Genomic DNA, 20,511 nt, shown 5'->3' with positions numbered 1-20,511 from the left:
ATCTTACTTCCCTGCGTGAAGGTCTTGCAGGCGGCGTACTGTGCGCTCCGGGCCGAACTTGATGGCCCGGCAGAAGGCTTCGCCGCCCGCCAGTGTTGTTGTATAGGCCACTTTGGTCTGCAGCGCCGACTGGCGAATCTGAGCCGAATCAGCTACCGCCTTTCGCCCCTCAGTGGTATTGATAATAAGCTGAACCTGGCCGTTCTTGATGGCATCCACAATGTGGGGTCGCCCTTCACCGACTTTATTGACCCGCGCCACTTCGATGCCCGCTTCGCGAAGTGCTTTCGCGGTTCCGGTTGTGGCAACAAGTGTGAAGCCGGTATCAACCAGCTCCCGGGCAAGCTGAATGGCGCCGGCCTTGTCTACATCACGAACCGACATGAACACGGTTCCTTCCGAAGGCAGTCGCTCCCCGATAGCCAGTGACGCTTTCGCAAACGCTTCATCAAAGCTGTCGCCAAGCCCCATCACCTCACCTGTAGACTTCATCTCGGGTCCAAGGATCGGGTCCACCGACGGGAACTTGTTGAACGGGAACACAGATTCTTTTACAGCATAGTAGTCGGGAACCACCTCTTCAGTGAAGCCCTGCTCTGCGAGGGAGGTGCCGGCCATGACCCGGGCCGCCACCTTGGCCAGGGATACACCAATGGCTTTTGAGACAAACGGTACGGTACGCGAAGCGCGGGGGTTAACTTCGATCACGTAAATCTGGTCATCCTGCCAGGCCAGCTGCACGTTCATCAGGCCGACCACTTCCAGCTCGATGGCCATTTTCCGGACCGCTTCGCGCATGGCATCCTGAACGGCCGGCGGCAGAGTATATGGCGGCAGGGAGCATGCCGAGTCTCCGGAGTGGATACCTGCCTGCTCAATGTGTTGCATGATGCCGCCGATAACCACGTCCTTGCCATCACAAATGGCATCAATATCCACTTCAATAGCCGCGTTCAGGAAGTGATCAAGCAATACCGGGCTGTCGTTGGAGACCAGCACGGCACTGCGCATGTAGCGCACCAGCTCATCTTCACCGAAAACAATCTCCATGGCGCGGCCGCCAAGTACGTAGGAGGGGCGAACCACCAGCGGATAACCGATTTCGCGAGCGGCCACAATACCTTCTTCATGGCTGCGCACCGTGGCGTTTTCCGGCTGCTTCAGGCCAAGGCGGTTAATCATCTGCTGGAAGCGCTCACGATCCTCCGCCCGGTCGATTGCGTCCGGGCTGGTGCCAATAATGGGCACGCCAGCGGCCTCCAGGCCACGGGCAAGTTTCAGCGGTGTCTGGCCGCCAAACTGGACAATTACTCCCTTGGGCTTCTCGAGATCGATAATTTCCAGCACATCTTCCAGGGTTATCGGCTCAAAATACAGCCGGTCCGAGGTGTCATAATCTGTCGACACCGTCTCCGGGTTACAGTTGATCATGATGGTTTCGTAACCATCTTCGCGCATGGCGAGCGCCGCGTGTACGCAGCAATAATCGAACTCGATCCCCTGACCAATTCGGTTAGGGCCACCGCCAATTACGACAATTTTGTCCCGGTCGCTGACATCTGCCTCGCACTCTTCTTCATAGGTTGAGTACATGTAGGCGGTGTCCGATGCGAACTCGGCAGCACAGCTATCCACCCGCTTGTAAACAGGGCGAATGTTCAGATCATGACGCAGCTTGCGCAGACTCATCTCGGTGATTCCCAGCAGCTTGGCCAGCCTTGCGTCAGAGAAACCCTTACGCTTGAGGCGGAACAGGGTTGCATGATCAATGTCGGCCTTCCCTGCGGACTTCAGCGTCTGTTCTTCGCGAACAAGGTCTTCTATCTGTACCAGATACCAGGGATCCACCTTGGTGAGCTGAAACACGTCATCGACGCTCATACCCGCCCGGAAAGCATCACCTATGTACCAGATGCGATCAGCACCGGGAACACTGAGCTCACGGGTGAGGGTTTCGCGGGAGTTCTCAGAGCTGAATTCTTCCAGCTTTTCATCAAAGCCTTCGGAGCCCACCTCCAAGCCGCGAAGGGCTTTCTGTATTGATTCCTGAAAGGTTCGGCCAATGGCCATGACCTCTCCCACAGATTTCATCTGGGTAGTCAGGCGTGCATCGGCCTGGGGGAATTTTTCAAAGGTAAACCGGGGTATCTTGGTGACCACGTAATCGATGCTGGGCTCGAAGGATGCTGGCGTTACACCACCGGTGATTTCGTTCCGCAGCTCATCCAGGGTGTAGCCAACAGCCAGTTTTGCTGCCACCTTGGCGATCGGAAAGCCAGTGGCCTTGGAAGCCAGTGCCGACGACCGGGAAACCCTCGGGTTCATTTCGATCACAACCATGCGCCCGGTATCCGGATGGATGCCAAACTGTACGTTTGACCCGCCGGTTTCCACGCCAATTTCACGCAGTACGGCCAGCGAGGCGTCCCGCATGATCTGGTATTCCTTGTCGGTCAGCGTCTGTGCCGGTGCGACGGTAATGGAATCCCCGGTGTGTACGCCCATGGCATCAAAGTTCTCGATAGAACACACGATGATGCAGTTGTCCGCTTTGTCGCGGACGACTTCCATTTCATATTCTTTCCAGCCAATCAGCGATTCGTCAATAAGCAACTCGTTGGTGGGGGAAAGATCCAGGCCGCGAGTACAGATCTCTTCAAACTCGTCCCGGTTATAGGCGATACCTCCACCGGAGCCGCCCATGGTGAAGGATGGGCGAATAATGCAGGGAAACCCTATTTCCGCAGCAACGTCCCAGGCTTCTGCCATGCTGTGCGCGATAGCGGCGCGCGGACACTCCAGGCCGATCGCCTTCATGGCCTTGTCAAAGCGGCTGCGGTCTTCTGCCTTGTCGATGGTGTCGGCGTTGGCGCCGATCATTTCCACACCGTGCTCGGCCAGCACGCCGTGCTTTTCCAGTTCCAGGGCACAGTTCAATGCCGTCTGCCCGCCCATGGTGGGCAACACCGCATCGGGTTTTTCTTTTTCAATAATCTTGGCAACGGTCTGCCAGGTTATCGGCTCGATGTAGGTGGCATCCGCCATCACCGGGTCGGTCATGATGGTGGCCGGATTCGAGTTGACCAGGATAACGCGGTAACCTTCCTCTCGCAGAGCTTTACAGGCCTGGGCGCCGGAGTAGTCAAATTCGCACGCCTGCCCGATTACAATCGGGCCTGCGCCCAGAATCAGGATACTTTTAATATCGGTCCGTTTTGGCATGTCTTGGTAAACCTGTCAGCAACGTTTAAATTCTTGCAGCGCAAAAATGCGGCGCGTGTCTGGGGTGATATCTGGCTCCCCGGCTTCAGGCCGAACGGGCTTCCATCAGCCGGATAAACTGGTCAAACAAAGACGCCACATCACCGGGCCCCGGGCTTGCCTCCGGGTGCCCCTGAAAGCTGAACGCGGGCTTGTCGGTACGGCGAACACCCTGCAAAGTGCCATCAAACAGCGACTTGTGGGTCACTTCCAGCACGGCAGGCAGGGTTGCTTCATCCACCGCAAAACCGTGGTTCTGGCTTGTGATCATAACGGTGCCGTTTTCAAGACGCTGAACCGGGTGGTTGGCGCCGTGATGGCCGTGTTTCATCTTCATGCTTCTGGCACCGCTGGCAAGCGCCAGCAGCTGGTGGCCAAGGCAGATGCCAAACACGGGAATGTCGGTTTCAAGCACTTCCTCAATGGCTTTTATGGCGTAATCACAAGGCTCGGGATCCCCGGGGCCGTTGGACAGGAAGATGCCGTCGGGATTCATCGCCAGCACTTCTGAAGCGGGGGTTTGCGCGGGTACAACGGTTACATCACAGCCGCGGGACGCGAGCATACGCAGGATATTGAACTTGACGCCGTAATCCCAGGCCACAACCCTGAACTTTGTCTCACCACCTTCTGCGTAGCCTTTGCCCAACGTCCACTCACCCTGGGTCCATTTGTAGGGTTTTTCGCAGGTAACCACTTTGGCAAGATCCATGCCTTCGAGCCCGGGAAACGCGTTTGCGAGTTCCAGTGCACGCTCGGCAGTGGCGTCAGCACCGGCCACAATAGCACCGCTCTGTGAGCCTTTGTCGCGGAGTATGCGGGTGAGGCGTCGGGTGTCAATATCGGCAATTCCGACAATGTTGTTGCTTCGCAGGTACCCGTCCAGTGACCCGGTGCTGCGCCAGTTGCTGGCAACCAGGGGCAGATCCCGGATAATCAGGCCGGCGGCCTGTATGCGGTCTGACTCTACGTCTTCTTCGTTCACACCGGTGTTGCCGATGTGGGGGTATGTCAGGGTAACGAGTTGGCGGGCGTAGGACGGATCGGTGAGTATTTCCTGGTAGCCGGTCATGGCGGTGTTGAACACCACTTCGCCACTGGTTTCGCCGTCAGCGCCAATGGCGGTGCCGTAAAACAGGCTTCCGTCTGCGAGTGCAAGGATTGCGGGTGTGCTCAAGGCTTGTATCCTCATCGGGTGGCGTTTCAATTCGTCACGTGCAGGAACGCAAGCGCAAATTCAGGCCGCAAAAAAGCGAGAGGGAGTCAAAACTCCGTCCCGCTTTTTGTTATCCGGGAACGGCTTTTGTTCCCTGGGCTTTTCAAAGCCTACGCTTGGTGCAGTTAAACCGCCTTATTGTATAAAATTTACGGTTTTGTGTCCATGTAAAATCGCCCTGCTTTATAGCAATCCCGAAACACCGGCCGGCACTTGGCATCTTTACTCCGGGAACCGCTACGAGCACATCCATGTGCGCTTGTCTTCGGCCATCCATGGCCTACGACATTCCCGGAGCAAAGATGCCAAGCCCCTGCCTCAGAGCATGCCGTCAGTATTCCCCGGAAAGAAGGTTCACCTCAAACCCAGAACATCCTGCATATCATACAAGCCCGCAGGCTTGTCCTTCAGCCACAACGCAGCACGCATGGCGCCTTTGGCAAAAGTCATGCGGCTACTTGCCTTGTGGGTTATCTCGATACGCTCGCCCTCGGTGGCAAAGAGCACGGTGTGATCGCCCACTACGTCACCGGCGCGGATGGTTTCGAAGCCAATTTCCTTGCGGGTGCGTTCGCCGGTGAAGCCTTCACGGCCATAGACCGCGCACTCTTTGAGGTCGCGACCCAGTGCATCGGCAACCACTTCGCCCATACGCAAAGCGGTGCCGGAGGGCGCATCTTTTTTGTGGCGATGGTGGGCTTCGATGATTTCGACGTCGTAGTCGTCCCCCAGCGTCGCTGCGGCAGTGCGCAGGAGGTTGAGCACCACGTTAACGCCTACGCTCATGTTGGGCGCAAATACCACGGGGGTGGATTCCGCTGCCAGGGCGAGCTGTTGTTTTTCGGCGTCGGTCAAGCCGGTGGTGCCGATAACGAGCATTTTGCCGTTGGCTTTGCAGAATTCGGCGTTTTCCAGGGTCAGGTCCGGAAAGGTGAAATCGATCAATACATCGAAATCGTCCTTTACGTCGGCCAGGGCACCCGCCATTTTGACGCCGGTTTTGCCGATGCTGCTCATTTCACCGGCATCGGCTCCCACCAGGCTGCTACCCGGTTCCACAATAGCGGCACCGAGCTCCAGCCCTTCTGTGCCGTCAACCGCTTCAATCAGCACCTTTCCCATGCGCCCGGCGGCGCCGATGATTGCTACCCTCATGATCTTTTCCCTATGCGAAGCTGATCAGAATTTCATTTCGTCGAAGAAGCTTTTGACACCCTCAAACCAGGAGGTTTTCTTCGGTGCATGGTTGGTGCCATTGCTGCCGTCCAGGGTGGTCTGGAACTCTTCGAGCAGTTCTTTCTGGCGCTTGGTCAGGTTGACCGGGGTTTCGACAATCACCCGGCAAAGCAGGTCACCCGCCGGGCCTCCGCGCACAGGGCTGACGCCTTTGTTGCGCAGCCGGAAGAGCTTGCCGGTCTGGGTTTCCGCCGGAATTCTCAGCTTCACACGGCCATCCAGCGTCGGCACTTCAAGCTCGCCACCGAGGGTGGCGTCGATAATGCTGATGGGCACTTCGCAATACAGGTTGCGGCCATCACGGGTAAAGATTGAGTGCTCCCGCACTGAAATCTGGACGTACAGATCGCCCGGGGGGCCTCCGTCCACGCCCATTTCGCCTTCGCCCGAGAGGCGGATACGGTCACCGGTATCCACACCCGGCGGCACTTTAACCGAGAGGGTTTTTTCTTCCCGCACCCGGCCCTGTCCATGACAGACTTTGCACGGGTTCTTGATGATCTGGCCGGAACCGCGGCAGGTGGGGCAGGTCTGCTGCACGGCGAAGAAGCCTTGCTGCATACGCACCTGACCCATGCCTTTACAGGTGCCACAGGTTTCCGGGCGCGAGCCTTTTTCAGCGCCGCTGCCGTCGCAGGCATCACATTCCCGATGGCCGGGGATGGTAATCTTGACGGTTTTGCCTTTTACGGCTTCTTCAAGGTCCAGCTCCAGGGTGTAACGCAGATCCGAGCCGCGGGTGTTGCGACCGCCGCGGCCACCGCCGCCAAAGATGTCACCAAACACGTCGCCGAAGATATCAGAGAAGTTGGCACCACCTCCCCCGAATCCGCCGCCGGCCTGGCCGTCTACGCCGGCATGGCCGAACTGGTCGTAGGCCGCACGCTTGGACGGGTCTGCCAGAATCTCGTAGGCTTCGCTGGCCTCCTTGAACTTGTTCTCGGCATCTTTGTCTTCCGGGTTACGGTCGGGGTGGTACTTCATGGCGAGCTTTCGGTAAGCCCGCTTGATCTCTTTCTCGTCCGCGTCCCGGGAAAGTCCGAGAATGTCGTAATAATCGCGCTTGGCCATGCTTTTAAAACCCTGTTTTTTAAACGCGGAAAACGCGGATCAGCTCCGCGTTTTCCAACTACCTGATGTACTTCAGATTTACTTCTTCTCGTCGTCTTTGACTTCTTCGAACTCGGCGTCCACTGCATCGTCAGAGGACTGGGCCTGTTCCTGGCCACCAGCCTGCCCAGCCTGACCTTCCTGGTCTGCGTACATCTTCTGGGCCAATTCGCCAGAAACTTCAGTCAGCTTCTGGGTCTTGGCTTCAATATCGTCCTTGTCAGAGCCGGCCAGAGCTTCTTCCAGCTCTTTGATCGAAGCCTCGATAGATTCTTTCTCACTATCGCTGACCTTGTCTCCGGCATCTGCCAGGGTCTTGCGCACTGCGTGTACCATGGCATCGCCCTGGTTGCGCACCTGGACAAGCTCCTCGAACTTGCGGTCTTCTTCGGCGTTCGCCTCGGCGTCCCGCACCATCTTCTCGATTTCTTCGTCGTTCAGGCCTGAAGACGCCTTGATCACGATGGACTGTTCTTTACCCGTTGCCTTGTCTTTCGCAGACACGTTCAGGATACCGTTGGCATCGATATCAAAGGTGACTTCAATCTGCGGCACACCACGGGGCGCGGGCGGAATATCTGCCAGGTCAAAACGACCCAGTGATTTGTTCTGTGACGCCTGCTTGCGCTCGCCCTGAACCACGTGAATGGTTACGGCAGTCTGGTTATCCTCCGCTGTGGAGAAGGTCTGCGACTTCTTGGTCGGAATCGTCGTGTTCTTTTCGATCAGCGGGGTAGCCACACCACCCATGGTTTCGATACCCAGGGTCAGCGGCGTTACATCCAGCAGCAGTACGTCTTTTACATCACCTGACAGTACGGCAGCCTGAATGGCAGCACCCATGGCAACGGCTTCATCGGGATTAACGTCCTTGCGGGCTTCTTTGCCAAAGAACTCTTTAACCTTTTCCTGCACTAGCGGCATGCGGGTCTGGCCACCTACGAGGATAACCTCGTCGACGTCGCCAGCCTTCATGCCGGCATCCTTAAGTGCCACCTTACAGGGCTCCAGGCTGCGCTGGACCAGATCTTCAACCAGCGACTCGAGCTTGGCACGGGTCAGCTTCACGTTCATGTGCTTGGGACCGCTGGCATCTGCAGTGATGTACGGCAGGTTAACGTCGGTCTGCTGGCTGCTGGAAAGCTCGATCTTGGCTTTCTCACCGGCTTCTTTCAGGCGCTGCATGGCCAGAGAGTCGCCGCGCAGATCAATGCCACTGTCTTTCTTGAACTGGTCGGCCAGGTATTCGATGATTTTCATATCGAAATCTTCACCGCCCAGGAAGGTGTCACCGTTGGTTGCCAGTACTTCGAACTGGTGCTCACCGTCCACATCGGCAATCTCGATGATGGACAGATCGAAGGTACCACCACCCAGGTCGTATACGGCGACAGTACGGTCACCGCTCTTCTTGTCCAGGCCATAGGCCAGAGCTGCCGCAGTAGGCTCGTTGATGATGCGCTTGACCTCCAGGCCGGCAATCTTGCCTGCGTCTTTGGTGGCCTGGCGCTGGCTGTCGTTGAAGTAGGCCGGCACGGTGATAACCGCTTCGGTTACTTTCTCACCGAGATAGTCTTCTGCAGTCTTCTTCATCTTTTTCAGAATTTCTGCAGACACCTGCGGCGGCGCCATTTTCTGGCCTTTTACCTCAACCCACGCATCACCGTTATCTGCTTCGGTGATCTTGTAGGGCACCATCTTGATGTCTTTCTGGACAACCTCATCTTTGAAGCGGCGACCGATCAGACGCTTGATCGCGTAAATGGTGTTATCCGGGTTGGTAACAGCCTGACGCTTGGCCGACTGGCCAACCAGGATTTCGTTGTCATCGGTGTAAGCGATGATAGACGGGGTTGTGCGATCACCCTCGGCGTTTTCAATAACACGGACCTTATCGCCGTCCATGATGGCAACACACGAGTTGGTCGTTCCAAGGTCGATACCGATAATCTTGCTCATTGAATCACTCCAGTTCTTCTGAAAGCTGTACTGAATAGTTGCCCGGAAAAACGTGCTCCGGCGGTTTGCGTTTAACGTTTATATTGGCGCTTTCGCTGGCTTTTCAAGCCTGCTCATCAATTTTTGGTGCATCCTGCGCCTTCGCCACCATCACCATGGCCGGGCGAACAACACGCCCGTTCAACAGGTAGCCTTTCTGGATCACTGCCACCACGCTGTTAGGCTCTGCGTCCGGCGCGGGCACCATAGACATAGCCTCATGCTGCTGGGGATCGAACGGTTCACCAACCGGGTTGATCGGCTCTACATTGAACTTTTTCAGGGTCGAGAGAAGCAGGCTGAGCGTCATCTCCGCACCCTGACGGATAGAAGCCACGAGCTGATCAGTACCCTCCTGGCCTTCCGTGCTTTCCACGGCCTTTTCGAGGCTGTCTGCAACGGGGAGCAATTCCTTGACGAACTTTTCCAGGGCAAATTTATGGGCTTTCTCTACATCAATCTCTGCCCGGCGACGCACATTCTGCATCTCTGCCTGTAACCGCAGCATCTGCTCCCGGGAATCCTGAAGCTGTTCGTTCAGGGCCTCCACCTCGGACACCTCGTCCTGCCCGGCTTCCTGTGATTCGGCCTGCATTTCTTCCTCAGCCGCTGCAGCGGTCTCATTCAACTCGTCTACTTGCTCATTGCGGTTTTCGTCGGTACTCATGACTACTCCTGCCAGATCCTCGGTGGCCGGCTAAAACGCGGACCAATTAAACATATAAACACAAGCTCCGGCCGCGCAGTGCCGGAAGAACGCTGTTGCCGACCGATATGGGGTTCACCGCTCAGGTTTCAACCACCAAAAACTGCATTCCTGAAGAAAATACCCTTATTGTATTTACAAACGGGCACACCCCTGTATATATTCACAGTTACTGTATGAACGAACAGTACAACTTGACAAGGCAGGAGTTTCTGCATGCTTACACAGCTCACGGTATCCAATTACGCAATCGCCGAGAGAGTCGAACTTCAGTTCAACAAAGGCATGACAGCACTCACTGGCGAGACAGGAGCGGGCAAATCCATTGTGCTGGACGCCCTCGGGCTGGCCATGGGTAGCCGGGCAGATGCCGGGGCGGTGCGTCACGGCGCTAAACGCGCTGATATTACCGCCACCTTTGATGTCTCCGGGATTCCGGAGGCCTTAAAGTGGCTTCAAAACCACGAACTGGATGACGACAACGACTGTATTCTGCGCCGGGTAATCAGTAAAGACGGGCGATCCCGGGCCTATATTAACGGCCAGCCCTGCCCGCTTGCCCACCTGAAAGATCTGGGCGGGGTGTTGATGGACATTCACAGCCAGCATCAGCACCAGTCACTGCTGCGTAAAGAAACCCACCGCAAACTGCTTGATGAGTTCGCAGGCGCAGAAGATCTTGCAAACCAGACCCGGGAAGCGTGGAAAGCCTGGAACCGGATCCGCACACAGCTGCACGAACGCCAACAGAACGCAGAAGAATCTGAAGCCAGATTGCAACTGCTGCGGTACCAGGTTGAAGAGCTTGATCGCCTGGCGCTGGAAACCGGTGAACAGGAACAGCTTGAGCAGGAGCAGGCGCAACTGAGCCAGGCCGACGCAATCCTCCACAGCAGTCATCAGGCGGCCTTGCTGTGCACCGAGGATGAAACCAGTGCCGCGAGCCTGGTTCGCCAGGCCCTGCAGCAGCTTGAACAACTCCCGACGGAGGTTCCCGCACTCACAGATACCCTGCAGATGCTGAACGAAGCCCATATCCAGATCAGCGAAGCCGGTAACAACCTTCGGCATTTTGTGGATGACTATGAAGCGGACCCGGCACGGCTGACGGAAGTGGAAGAAAGGCTGAGTGCTATTTACCAGATGGCACGAAAACACCGCATCAGCCCGGAAGATCTGCCGGAATTTCATCAGCGGTTGCGTAACGAACTGGCAGAACTGGATGGCGGCGAAGGCAGCCTGGAGCAACTGGAAGCCGAGCTGGAAACCCGGCGCCGGAGCTTTGATGAACTGGCGGACAAGCTGTCCGCGGCGCGGAGCAAGGCAGCGGCGGAACTGGACACACGCGTTGCCGGCGAACTTGCGCAGCTGAGTATGCCGTCGGTGCAGTTTGTTACCCACCTGGACCGTTCTGGCCAGGACGAGCCCGCGCCACACGGGCTGGAAGACATCGAGTTTCTGGTCAGCGCCAACCCGGGGCAACCGGCAAGACCCCTTGCCAAAGTGGCGTCCGGCGGCGAGCTGTCCCGTATCAGCCTGGCGATTCAGGTGGTTGTTGCCCAAACATCCACAACCCCCACACTGATCTTCGACGAAGTGGATGTAGGCATTGGTGGCGGAACCGCCGAGGTGGTCGGCAAACTACTGCGCGCATTGGGTGCAAACGGGCAGGTAATCTGTGTGACTCACCTGCCACAGGTAGCAGCCCAGTGCCACCAACACCTGTTTGTCAGTAAATTTACGCAGCAGGACGCGACTTTCTCGAAAATCGAATCTCTGGATGACCAGGGAAGAATCAGTGAAGTTGCAAGGATGCTTGGCGGCGTGGATATGACTGAACATACCCTTGCCCACGCGACAGAAATGTTTTCAAAAGGACAGGCAACCCATCACTGAGTTGATGGCACCAATCACTTCCCCCTCTCGACCCTGAGAGCTGTTGGGGCAGGCATCAAAGCCTGCCCCCTTTTTTATCTGCGCTATGAATGCCAGCTTGACGATTGCCGATATTACTCTTTGAGGGGCTTGACGTAGAGAATCAGGCTGTGCTCGACAATTTCATAGCCGTGCTCTTTCGCAATTTTCTTCTGTCGCTCTTCGATAACCTCGTCAACAAACTCGATCACCTGGCCGGTCTGGGTGCAAACCATGTGGTCGTGATGATCCTCACCAGCCATCTCGAATACCGCATGGCCGCCTTCAAAATTGTGACGCAGCACCAGCCCGGCTGTCTCGAACTGGGTCAGCACGCGGTACACGGTGGCCAGCCCAACATCATCACCCTGATCCAGAAGTCGCTTGTACACATCCTCGGCGCTTAAGTGATGGTCCTTGGCATTTTCCAGGATGTTGAAGATTTTCACTCTTGGAAGAGTTACTTTAAGACCGACTTTTCGTAATTCGGCATTTTCAGATGACATGTTCCTATTCACTCTTTGGTGTGCCTCACGGCTTCCGGTATGATGAAGCCGCTATTGAACGGTTAACCCGTGCCACACCTGCCCTTGGCAGGCGATTTCAAGATAGAGGATTTCCACTGGCGATGCAAAAGCTCACAGCTCTCATTCTCACTCTCATTCTGTCCGGTTGTGCTTTCCCGGGCGTTTACAAGATTAACGTCCAGCAAGGCAACATTGTTACTGATGAAGAGCTGACAAAACTAAACGAGGGCATGCCTCGCAACCAGGTTCATGCGCTCCTTGGCAGCCCTCTGATGCTGAACCCGGCTGACCTTTCCCGCGAATACTACGTGTATACCTTCCAGCGCCGTGGAGGCGATATTGAAGAGCAACGTATCATTGTGTATTACGACGACGACCGCTTTTCTCATTACGAAGCGCAGCTGCTGGAAGAAACACCCGCCTACTGATCCGGCCCGGTTTTCTTTTTGGCCCGATTCAGGCGCGCCTGTTTCGGGTCGATCTTGAGGGGGCGGTATAATTCCACCCTGTCCCCGGTGCGCACTTCGTGCTTTGCCGGGTTTTTGATGACCTTGCCGAATATTCCCATATCGATGGAATCGGGATCAATCTCCGGAAATATCTCAACAATGCCGGACAGCTTGACTGCCTCAAGTGCCGTTGTGCCTTCCGGAACCTGAACCGGAATAATTTCCTGCTTATCAGGCCGGGCGAAGGCTACTTCCACCTGCGGCATCAGGCACCTCCTTTATAGACAGCGTCGGCGCGACGGCAAAAAGCATCCACCATGGTAGTGGCCGCCTGATTGAACACAGGGCCAAAGGTCATGCGAGACAGGGAGCCTGAGAACTCGAATTCCAGAGTCAGGACAACTTTGCAGGCATTGTCATCCAGCGCCTTGAAGTGCCAGCGCCCCTTGAGATTGCGAAACGGCCCGTCCACCAGGTCCATCTCAATGGCTTCAGGCATTAACAGCTGGTTACGCGTGGTGAGCTTGTGGCGCACACCACCCTTGGCGATTTCAAGTGACGCCACGATTTGTTCCGGATTTTGCTGATGAATCTCGGCACCGGCACACCAGGGCAGAAACTCGGGGTATCGGGCGATGTCGTTTACCAGATGAAACATGCGCTCCGCAGAGTGCATAACCAGGGCTGTTTTATCAATCTGATGGGGCATTGGAACCAATTGTCCTGCTTATCAAACGCGCGTTGAAACCTGTTGCAGATGTATAACGAGCTAACAATGCTGCAATCAGACGCTATGATAAAGGATATCATCGTTCTTGGGGGTATTTTCAGGTGTCGATTGCCGGCTATCCTGCTTGTCTGCCGGCCTTTGCTCTGCCGGCAGCAGATCACCTGCACCGTCATCCGCATTTCCCCTGACAACACCGAGTTCATCCCCCTCTGGCGCCTCTGCGGGAGCCTGATCATTGCCCCGCGACACCATCCCTGGCACGGGTTCGCACCAGAAGGCGTCGCCGCCGTTGTCACACAAGCTTGCCAGGGAGCCAACCGTGTAATGAATACCTATGTAGGCAACCACCACCGGTAACACCAGACGCATGACCCATAGCCAGATTGTATCAAGGACCCTGGGCGTTGCTCCCACTATGGTTTTTGAGAGATTTCTGGTCAGCTGCCAGCCAGTAAAAACTGCCATGAGAATCGCCACCAGGGGGATTATTAATCCACCCGTAGCGACTTCCAGCCAGCGGAACAGCGTTGCTCCGCCGAACCGGTACTCCGACCACAGGTTGAACGAAAACAGCGAGGCCAGGCCCACCAGCCAAACCGTCAGGCCCACCAGAATCACCGTCAATCCCCGCGGCGCAGCCGTCCACTCACGGAACCAGCCTACCACCGGCTCCAACAGAGCCAGGGCCGTTGCCCACACGATCATCACCACTACAACGAATACAGTGGAGATAACAAACTGGCTTGCCGGGAACTGGGCAAGGGTAACCGGGAGTGAAACGAACAACAGGCTAAACCCTCGCTCACCATCAAAAGTGTTGCTTTCGGTGGCCAGAGAAAAAACCAGCACCCCGGCCAGGATCGCCACCAGGGTATCAACCAGTACCGCCGCTAGCACCGATCGCTTCAGGCGCGTTTCCGGTGCGCTGTAAGAGCCAAGAACGGCCCAGACCCCCATCCCCAGGCCCAGTGTAAAAAACGCATGAAATAGGGCCGATCGCACACTCGCCCAGGTGAGATCCTGCGGACGCATGTCGAGAACCAGGCTCATGGCACCGTCAATTCGCCCCTGCCAGGCGGCAAACCCGAAAAGGGCGAGCAGAATCAGCAGAGTAAAGGGCACCAGGATTCTGAACGCCCGTTCGAGGCCATCAGCCACACCCTGCCCGGATACCCAAAGCACCAGAAACAGGAAAAAAACATGCCAACCCATAAACTCGCGAAATGCCCGCGGATCAGACACCAGCCCGGCAAGGATATTGATGGCCCCTGCCTCCCCGGCACCGGAAAACCGGCCCATTGCCCCAAAAAACACATAGGCCAGTGCAATAGCGCCGAATACCGCGGTAAAAGACAACACCAGAAAAGCCGCCAGTATGCTCAGGCGGGCTGCGACCATCCATACTCTTGAGCTCTTCGCGCTGCGAACAAGCCCATCCATCGCCAATACAATGCCACGGCGTGCGTAGCGACCAACGGCGGCTTCGGTAACCATCAGGGGCAAGGCCACCAGTATCAGGCAACCGAGATACACCAGAACAAAGAGCCCGCCACCGTGCAGGCTCGCCAGATAAGGAAACTGCCACAGGTTAGCCAGACCCACAGTTGCGCCCACTGCGGCCCAGAAGAACGTAGATTTGCGGGTAAATGACCCGTTAGGTGTCTGATACGGCGTAGGCATTTTCGCCCCTGAAAGTGTCTGACCCAACATTGTAGCCGAAGGGCTCTGTCGCGCACGAACCGGGCGCGCTTTTACGTGCCATCGAAGGCCATTTCGTGACCGGTCTGGCACTCCTGGGCTACAATGCGCCTTTCGCCGACCTGTGCATGGTTGGCCCGATCATTCGTCCGAAGCCGGATAACTGTTTCATGAGCAAGAAAAAACCCGGTACCCCCAGCAGTACCATCGCCCTCAACAAAAAGGCGAAACACGAATACCATATTGAGGATCGCTTTGAGGCGGGCCTGGCCCTGCAGGGCTGGGAAGTAAAATCCCTGCGCGCGGGCAAGGCCCAGCTGGTGGATGCCTATGTACTCCTCAAGAATGGCGAGGCCTGGCTCCTGGGTGCTCACATCACCCCGCTCAACACGGCCTCTACCCACGTGGTTGCAGACCCTACCCGCACCCGCAAGCTTCTTCTCCATGCCAAAGAAATTGCCAAAATTGTGGGCCAGGTCAGTAAGGAGGGTTATACCTGTATTCCTCTTGCCCTGTATTGGAAGAAGAACAAGGTGAAGTGCGAAATTGCGCTGGTAAAAGGCAAAAAGCTCTACGACAAGCGTGCCACCGAAAAAGAGCGGGACTGGAACCGCCAGAAACAGCGCATTCTGCGTGACGCAAACGCCTGACAGCGCCGGCTGTCAGGCGTTTCCTGATCCGCGTCATGGGCAAGGGGCACTTTGTGTCGCATACTGAGCTGTATGCACCGCTTTTTTACCTGCCTATACTGCTGTTGTCCGGTGCACTGCAGAGGGAGGGCTTATGTCAGCTAAACGGGTCCCAATGACAGCGGTTGACCGCTCGTGGTTACGGATGGACACCCCAAGTAATCCGATGATGATCTCGGCCGTGCTGGTATTCGATAAACCAATCGCTATCAGCCGCCTGGAACGCATCATCAATGAGCGCTTTCTGTGCTTTCGGCGATTTCGCCAGCGCGTTGTTGATGAAGGCGACAAGACCTACTGGCAGGACGATCCACTGTTTGATATCGATAACCACCTGCACCGGATCGCGCTCCCGGGAAAGGCCGGGAAAGCCGAGCTCCAGGCTCTGGCCAGCGACCTCAACAGCACCTCGCTGGACCTGCGACATCCCCTGTGGCAGATGCATTACATCGATAACTATCAGGGCGGTTGCGCACTCTTGATACGTATTCACCATTGTATTGCCGATGGCATATCGCTGGTTCGGGTACTGCTTTCTTTAACCGACAAAACCCCGGAACCCGCTGTAAAGAAAGTCTCCTTGTCCCGGCCCCTGAAAGAGCACACACCCTCAATCATAAACCGCCTCCTCCATCGCGCCCTCGACACAACCGAGGCGGCCACCTACCAGGCCAAGCTATTCATGCAATCTGTGCGGGAAGAGCCCAATTACCCTCTGAAACTGGCCAGTACCGCCACTGGCGTGGCGGTAGACCTGCTGAAACTCGGGCTGGCCCCGTTTGAACCAAAGACCGGGTTGAAAAACCCGCTATCCGGGCGCAAACATGTTGCCTGGGCCGAGCCACTGGATCTGGCCGAAGTAAAAGCCTGCGCCAAGGCCCTGGGTGGCACTATCAACGACACCCTGCTCTGCGCAGCCACAGGGGCGCTCCATCGGCACTTCAAGGCCAGCAAGGAAGTCATTCCCGATTGTGGAATCCGCGTTGCTGTGCCGTTTAACCTGAGGCCTCTCAATCAGCCCATAGAGACCCTGGGGAACCAGTTCGGGCTGGTGCTGGTCTGCCTGCCGGTGGAAATTGCCGATCCCGTTATGTGCTTCCGGCAGGTTCAGGAAAATATGAACCGCCTCAAGCAATCCTATCAGGCTCAGGTTACTTACAGCCTGCTTGATCTGTTCGGGCGGGGCCCTGACATTCTGGAGCGGCGGGCACTGGAATTGCTCAGCAACAAAGCCTCAGCGGTACTTACCAACGTGCCCGGCCCCAGAGAACCGGTGTATCTTGCCGGCAGCAAACTGGTGCAGCCCATGTTCTGGGTGCCACAGAGCGGCAATATCGGTATCGGCATGAGTATTTTCAGCTATGCCGGTACGGTTCAGTTCGGCATTACCGTAGACAAAGCCATCCAGGCGGACCCGGATGCCGTGATGGGCTACTTCCGCGAGAGCTTTGAGGCCCTGAGCCACGCGGCCCTGGCGGGCAGGCAAGAGAGTATCAAACGCCTGGCTGGTTGAGAGGAACCGGCCCCCGGGCAGCCCGCCTTGCGCAAATTATCAGCAAAGAGGGCTTGAAGTTGTGCAAGGCGCCCACATATACTGAATGCAAGGGGACGACATGGCTTCGACGCTGGTGGCGAACCCTTGAGTGCATGTCGAGATGGCAGCCAATCTCGTAAATCCAAAGCTGCAACGCAATAGTCGCAAACGACGAAAACTACGCACTAGCAGCGTAAGCTGCTAGTCGTCCTGACCGGGTCGCCCGTAGCCCGGAAGCAACATCTCAGGACGTCATCGCTTACGGGATGCTCCGTTAGCCAGAGTTCACTGTCTGACGGCTAAGATTTAAAGAACTCGCCTCTTGCACCCTGGCCTTCGGGTCGCTTGAGGTTAAATAAATAGAAGGACATAAACATGTAGATCTCAAGGCATAGTACTGGCGGACGCGGGTTCAATTCCCGCCGTCTCCACCAAACAACCAGAAAAAAGCTCCTGAAATCAGGAGCTTTTTTCGTTTCCGGGATTTGAGTTTATGCTGGAAGTGTCCACATAGTGTCAACCGGGGCAAAAATGCGAATCAGCGTTAGCCTTTCCGCCCTGCAAACTGCCCGGAAGTGAGGAGAAGCCCCATGACAATACTGATTACCGGTGCCAACCGTGGCATAGGGCAAGCACTTGCAAGGGAGTGGCAAGGCTCGGGAGAAAAGGTTATTGCGACGGCCCGGAATGCTCCCGGCATGGAACCACTGGATGTTGCAGACCCTGAGAGCATCAAACAACTGGCGAAACGCCTGCAAGGGCGCCCAGTTTCCACACTGGTCTGTAATGCGGGGGTTTCTCTCGACAAGTTTGATGAACTGGAAACCGGATATGCCCCGGAACTTTGGGCCCGGACTTTTGCCGTGAATGTCACCGGTGTGTTTCTGGTGGTTCAGGCCCTGCTACCCAACCTTCGGGCCAGCATGGAAGCGGGCGAAGCTCCGAAAATTGCCATTATTGCGAGCCAGATGGGGTCCCAGCACTTGCCTGCCGGCAACCGGTTCATCTATCGCTCATCCAAAGCGGCGGTGATAAACCTTGGCCGTAACCTGGCAATAAGCCTGGAAAGTGACGGAATCGCGGTGGGCATTTACCATCCGGGCTGGGTTGCCACCGATATGGGTGGTGACTCGGCGGATCTGACCCTAGAAGAGGCCATTCCGGGGCTGCGCCGGCAGATTGATGAACTGCGGCTTGCTGATACCGGATGTTTCAGATCCTGGGACGGAACTGACTGCACCTTCTAAATATGTCTGATAAGTGCGCGGCTAACTCTGCCGCGCACCACGGACCAGATAACTCAGTGGATGCAGTATCAACCACACAATAAGTGCGACACCCAGCGACGCAGCAATGAGTGCCAGCCAGTCAACCACTGTGGTTACAAAGGCCACGCGGGAGCTGGTCAGCATCGGCAGCAACCAGACCGTCGCAAGGCCTGCCAGCAATGCCACAATGGCCGCAGGAGTGCAGCTGTGGCTTCCGGCGCGATAGTGGCGGCTCCTGGCGACAAGCTGAACAATGACCAGCACTGCAAGAACAGCAAGGATCAACGTCACAAAAGGCTGGATGGCGTATGACAGCACAGCGAATATACCGGAAATTGAAAATGTCATAATAAAATCTCCTTAAACGCGGCCTTTAAGCATGGCGTAATAGGCGGGCTGGAGCAGGTGGTCTTTGAGAACCCAGACCGACCAGGATTCTTCCTTCGGATCAATAAAGGAGAAGGAAGGCAGGAAATCCATGTTGTTGTCGTAACCGAACTCCACCAGCATTGCCTTGCCGATGTCTGTAATCAGCGGGCAAGACGTATAGCCATTATGGCGCGCGGGCAGCGCCTTCTCTTGCAGGAAGGCTGCGATGTTGGCCTCCACTACGGGCGCCTGGGCCTTTACGCTGGCGGCGGTTTTGTTGATCGGACAGCCTATTACGTCACCGATACCAAACACCTCCGGATAGCGATTATGCTGCATCGTATACATGTCGCTATCGAGCCACTCTCCTTTGAAGGGGCCATCCTGGGCGATCAGATCGCTGTCTTTGACAAAGTCCGGAGCGCTCATCGGCGGCACCACGTGAATAAAGTCGTAGTCGCGCACTTCGGTGCTGCCATCCTTCGAAGTGAATTCGGCTTGCCTTCCTGCGGGATCAATGGCGCTGAGGTACTGAAGGTGATGGCGGGTAATGTTTTCCCTGTCAAAACGCTGCTTCAAAAACTCGCTGACCCAGGGCTGACTGAACATTCCGCCTCCAGCGGTATAGTAGTCCAGATCAAAACGCTCACGTTCACCCTTTGCCTTGATTCGGGAGAGGGTGGTAAACGTCATCTTGATAGGCGCACCAGCGCACTTGATGGCGGTTTGCGGCGAGGTAAAAATACCTTGGCCACCACCTTTGTCCAGCCATCCATCAATAGCATCACGGGTGCGGGTTGCAGCCTCCAGGCTCGCATAAACACTGCCGATGCCGTTACTACCGATCAGCTCGGGTGACATCCCCTCTATCAGGTCATAATTCAGCTGCAAACCTGTAGCCACAACCAGCAGGTCGTATTCGAGGGTGCTGGCATCGGCCAGGGTAATTTTACGTTGCTCGGCGTCGATACCTACCGCGGGCCCTTTCACCCAGTCTATGCCCGCGGGCCGGAAGTCGGCGTTGGGTCTTAGTGTCCTGTCAGCTTCCCAGACACCGGAGGCGACAAGCGTCCAGCCTGGCTGATATTGATGCAGCTCACGCGGCTCCACCACCGTTATGGTTGCACCACTCAAGCGCCTGACCAGGCGATTCGCCATACTCATACCGGCAGCACCACCACCCAGAATAACGATGCGGGCCCGGGTTGAAACGGTGTTAGCCATCAGGCTGGAAAGTGGCATCAGGCCGGCGGCACTGGCACCCAGCCCCAGTTTGAGCAATTCACGACGCCCCAGATTAGGGGACTTCAAGGGAAACCGAGGCATGTTAATCTCCTGACCAGGGTCCGCCACAGGCGGCTTTCTTTTGTTGTACTTTCAATATAGCTTAAACCAGCCAACCAACTTCCCTGTCGGCCTGCGACATAATGTCGCCCCTCAACAATTCACCTTGGTCCGGTAAAAGGCAGCCAGAACAAAGGCCACCCTGTTCAAAAGTGGTTCGCGACGTTGGTATTGGCGCCCGCTTTGTGGCAAGGTCGCGCCCCTCGTTTAGCTGTGTTTAATCACAAGGGTTGGTTTTATGAAGAATAACAGCCGCGATTCCGGCGGGGACTACTCCATAGCCCAACTGGGTGATCCGGTGGTGCTCACCCTCAGCGTGGGCTTTATTGTCCTGTTCGTCGGCTTCTCCCTGTTCGACCTCAAGGGCGTGGCCGACCTGATCGGCAATGGCTTTGCCTGGACCGCCAAAGTGTTTGGCTCCTACTTCCAGATGCTGCTGCTGGCAACCTTCTTTATCGCCAT

At 56.3% G+C, this 20,511-nt stretch carries 17 protein-coding genes, 1 other RNA gene and 1 pseudogene; 7 read left to right on the top strand and 12 right to left on the bottom strand.

Annotated features, from left to right (window positions below; all coding sequences use genetic code 11):
- Window positions 1-3: 3 nt before the first annotated feature.
- From carB to grpE, 6 genes are all read right to left on the bottom strand, one after another.
- The gene (gene carB / locus CDH48_RS00095; RefSeq protein ID WP_100686681.1) at window positions 4-3,222 is read right to left on the bottom strand and encodes a carbamoyl-phosphate synthase large subunit; all 3,219 of its coding nucleotides are present in this window, start codon (window positions 3,220-3,222) and stop codon (window positions 4-6) included.
- Between the two features lie 85 nt (window positions 3,223-3,307).
- Complete coding sequence (gene carA, locus CDH48_RS00090; RefSeq protein WP_188437592.1) at window positions 3,308-4,438, bottom strand: glutamine-hydrolyzing carbamoyl-phosphate synthase small subunit; 1,131 nt, start codon at window positions 4,436-4,438, stop codon at window positions 3,308-3,310.
- Window positions 4,439-4,831: 393 nt separating this feature from the next.
- A complete protein-coding gene (gene dapB, locus CDH48_RS00085) occupies window positions 4,832-5,632 on the bottom strand; it encodes a 4-hydroxy-tetrahydrodipicolinate reductase (RefSeq protein ID WP_100686679.1) in 801 nt (266 codons plus the stop codon).
- A gap of 24 nt (window positions 5,633-5,656) precedes the next feature.
- Window positions 5,657-6,784 (bottom strand): molecular chaperone DnaJ, encoded by a 1,128-nt coding sequence (gene dnaJ, locus CDH48_RS00080; RefSeq protein ID WP_100686678.1) that lies wholly within the window; start codon window positions 6,782-6,784, stop codon window positions 5,657-5,659.
- Window positions 6,785-6,862: 78 nt separating this feature from the next.
- Window positions 6,863-8,782, bottom strand: a complete 1,920-nt coding sequence (gene dnaK, locus CDH48_RS00075) for a molecular chaperone DnaK (protein ID WP_100686677.1) — start codon at window positions 8,780-8,782, stop codon at window positions 6,863-6,865.
- Window positions 8,783-8,885: 103 nt separating this feature from the next.
- Complete coding sequence (grpE, locus tag CDH48_RS00070) at window positions 8,886-9,488, bottom strand: nucleotide exchange factor GrpE (protein WP_100686676.1); 603 nt, start codon at window positions 9,486-9,488, stop codon at window positions 8,886-8,888.
- 255 nt (window positions 9,489-9,743) lie between these two features.
- On the opposite strand from grpE, the gene recN reads away from it, so the two are divergent.
- Window positions 9,744-11,423, top strand: coding sequence for a DNA repair protein RecN (recN, locus tag CDH48_RS00065; protein WP_100686675.1), 1,680 nt, complete (start codon window positions 9,744-9,746; stop codon window positions 11,421-11,423).
- Window positions 11,424-11,536: 113 nt separating this feature from the next.
- On the opposite strand, the gene fur is transcribed toward recN, so the two are convergent.
- Window positions 11,537-11,947 (bottom strand): ferric iron uptake transcriptional regulator, encoded by a 411-nt coding sequence (fur, locus tag CDH48_RS00060; RefSeq protein WP_100686674.1) that lies wholly within the window; start codon window positions 11,945-11,947, stop codon window positions 11,537-11,539.
- A 122-nt stretch (window positions 11,948-12,069) separates the two neighbouring features.
- On the opposite strand from fur, the gene CDH48_RS00055 reads away from it, so the two are divergent.
- Window positions 12,070-12,396 (top strand): outer membrane protein assembly factor BamE, encoded by a 327-nt coding sequence (locus CDH48_RS00055; RefSeq protein WP_100686673.1) that lies wholly within the window; start codon window positions 12,070-12,072, stop codon window positions 12,394-12,396.
- Here the strand turns inward: CDH48_RS00055 and CDH48_RS00050 are convergent.
- From CDH48_RS00050 to CDH48_RS00040, 3 genes are all read right to left on the bottom strand, one after another.
- Window positions 12,390-12,683 carry an RnfH family protein gene (locus tag CDH48_RS00050; RefSeq protein WP_100686672.1) on the bottom strand — a complete coding sequence of 98 codons (294 nt, stop codon included), beginning with the start codon at window positions 12,681-12,683 and terminating at the stop codon, window positions 12,390-12,392. The two genes, CDH48_RS00055 and CDH48_RS00050, sit on opposite strands and share 7 nt — an antisense overlap.
- Window positions 12,683-13,126, bottom strand: a complete 444-nt coding sequence (locus CDH48_RS00045) for a type II toxin-antitoxin system RatA family toxin (RefSeq protein ID WP_100686671.1) — start codon at window positions 13,124-13,126, stop codon at window positions 12,683-12,685. The genes CDH48_RS00050 and CDH48_RS00045 overlap by 1 nt, the downstream gene beginning before the upstream one ends.
- A gap of 75 nt (window positions 13,127-13,201) precedes the next feature.
- Window positions 13,202-14,827 (bottom strand): sodium-dependent transporter, encoded by a 1,626-nt coding sequence (locus CDH48_RS00040; protein ID WP_100686670.1) that lies wholly within the window; start codon window positions 14,825-14,827, stop codon window positions 13,202-13,204.
- 188 nt (window positions 14,828-15,015) lie between these two features.
- On the opposite strand from CDH48_RS00040, the gene smpB reads away from it, so the two are divergent.
- The 4 genes from smpB (at window position 15,016) to CDH48_RS00020 (ending at window position 18,315) form a co-directional block, all read left to right on the top strand.
- Window positions 15,016-15,495, top strand: coding sequence for an SsrA-binding protein SmpB (smpB, locus tag CDH48_RS00035; protein WP_100687167.1), 480 nt, complete (start codon window positions 15,016-15,018; stop codon window positions 15,493-15,495).
- Between the two features lie 133 nt (window positions 15,496-15,628).
- The gene (locus CDH48_RS00030; RefSeq protein ID WP_100686669.1) at window positions 15,629-17,047 is read left to right on the top strand and encodes a WS/DGAT/MGAT family O-acyltransferase; all 1,419 of its coding nucleotides are present in this window, start codon (window positions 15,629-15,631) and stop codon (window positions 17,045-17,047) included.
- A gap of 91 nt (window positions 17,048-17,138) precedes the next feature.
- Window positions 17,139-17,502, top strand: a transfer-messenger RNA (tmRNA) gene (ssrA, locus tag CDH48_RS00025).
- 156 nt (window positions 17,503-17,658) lie between these two features.
- The gene (locus CDH48_RS00020; RefSeq protein ID WP_100686668.1) at window positions 17,659-18,315 is read left to right on the top strand and encodes an SDR family NAD(P)-dependent oxidoreductase; all 657 of its coding nucleotides are present in this window, start codon (window positions 17,659-17,661) and stop codon (window positions 18,313-18,315) included.
- A gap of 21 nt (window positions 18,316-18,336) precedes the next feature.
- Here the strand turns inward: CDH48_RS00020 and CDH48_RS00015 are convergent, their stop codons facing one another.
- Both CDH48_RS00015 and CDH48_RS00010 read right to left on the bottom strand, forming a co-directional pair.
- The gene (locus CDH48_RS00015) at window positions 18,337-18,684 is read right to left on the bottom strand and encodes a hypothetical protein (protein WP_100686667.1); all 348 of its coding nucleotides are present in this window, start codon (window positions 18,682-18,684) and stop codon (window positions 18,337-18,339) included.
- A gap of 12 nt (window positions 18,685-18,696) precedes the next feature.
- A complete protein-coding gene (locus CDH48_RS00010; protein ID WP_100686666.1) occupies window positions 18,697-20,031 on the bottom strand; it encodes an NAD(P)/FAD-dependent oxidoreductase in 1,335 nt (444 codons plus the stop codon).
- Window positions 20,032-20,287: 256 nt separating this feature from the next.
- On the opposite strand from CDH48_RS00010, the pseudogene CDH48_RS00005 reads away from it, so the two are divergent.
- Window positions 20,288-20,511, top strand: a pseudogene (locus CDH48_RS00005) (BCCT family transporter); the annotation flags it as partial.

This window comes from Marinobacter aromaticivorans (genome assembly GCF_002806975.1).
GTDB lineage: Bacteria > Pseudomonadota > Gammaproteobacteria > Pseudomonadales > Oleiphilaceae > Marinobacter > Marinobacter aromaticivorans.
The sequence above is the reverse complement of the archived record's forward strand: the minus strand, read 5'-3'. Positions and strand labels throughout refer to the sequence as shown.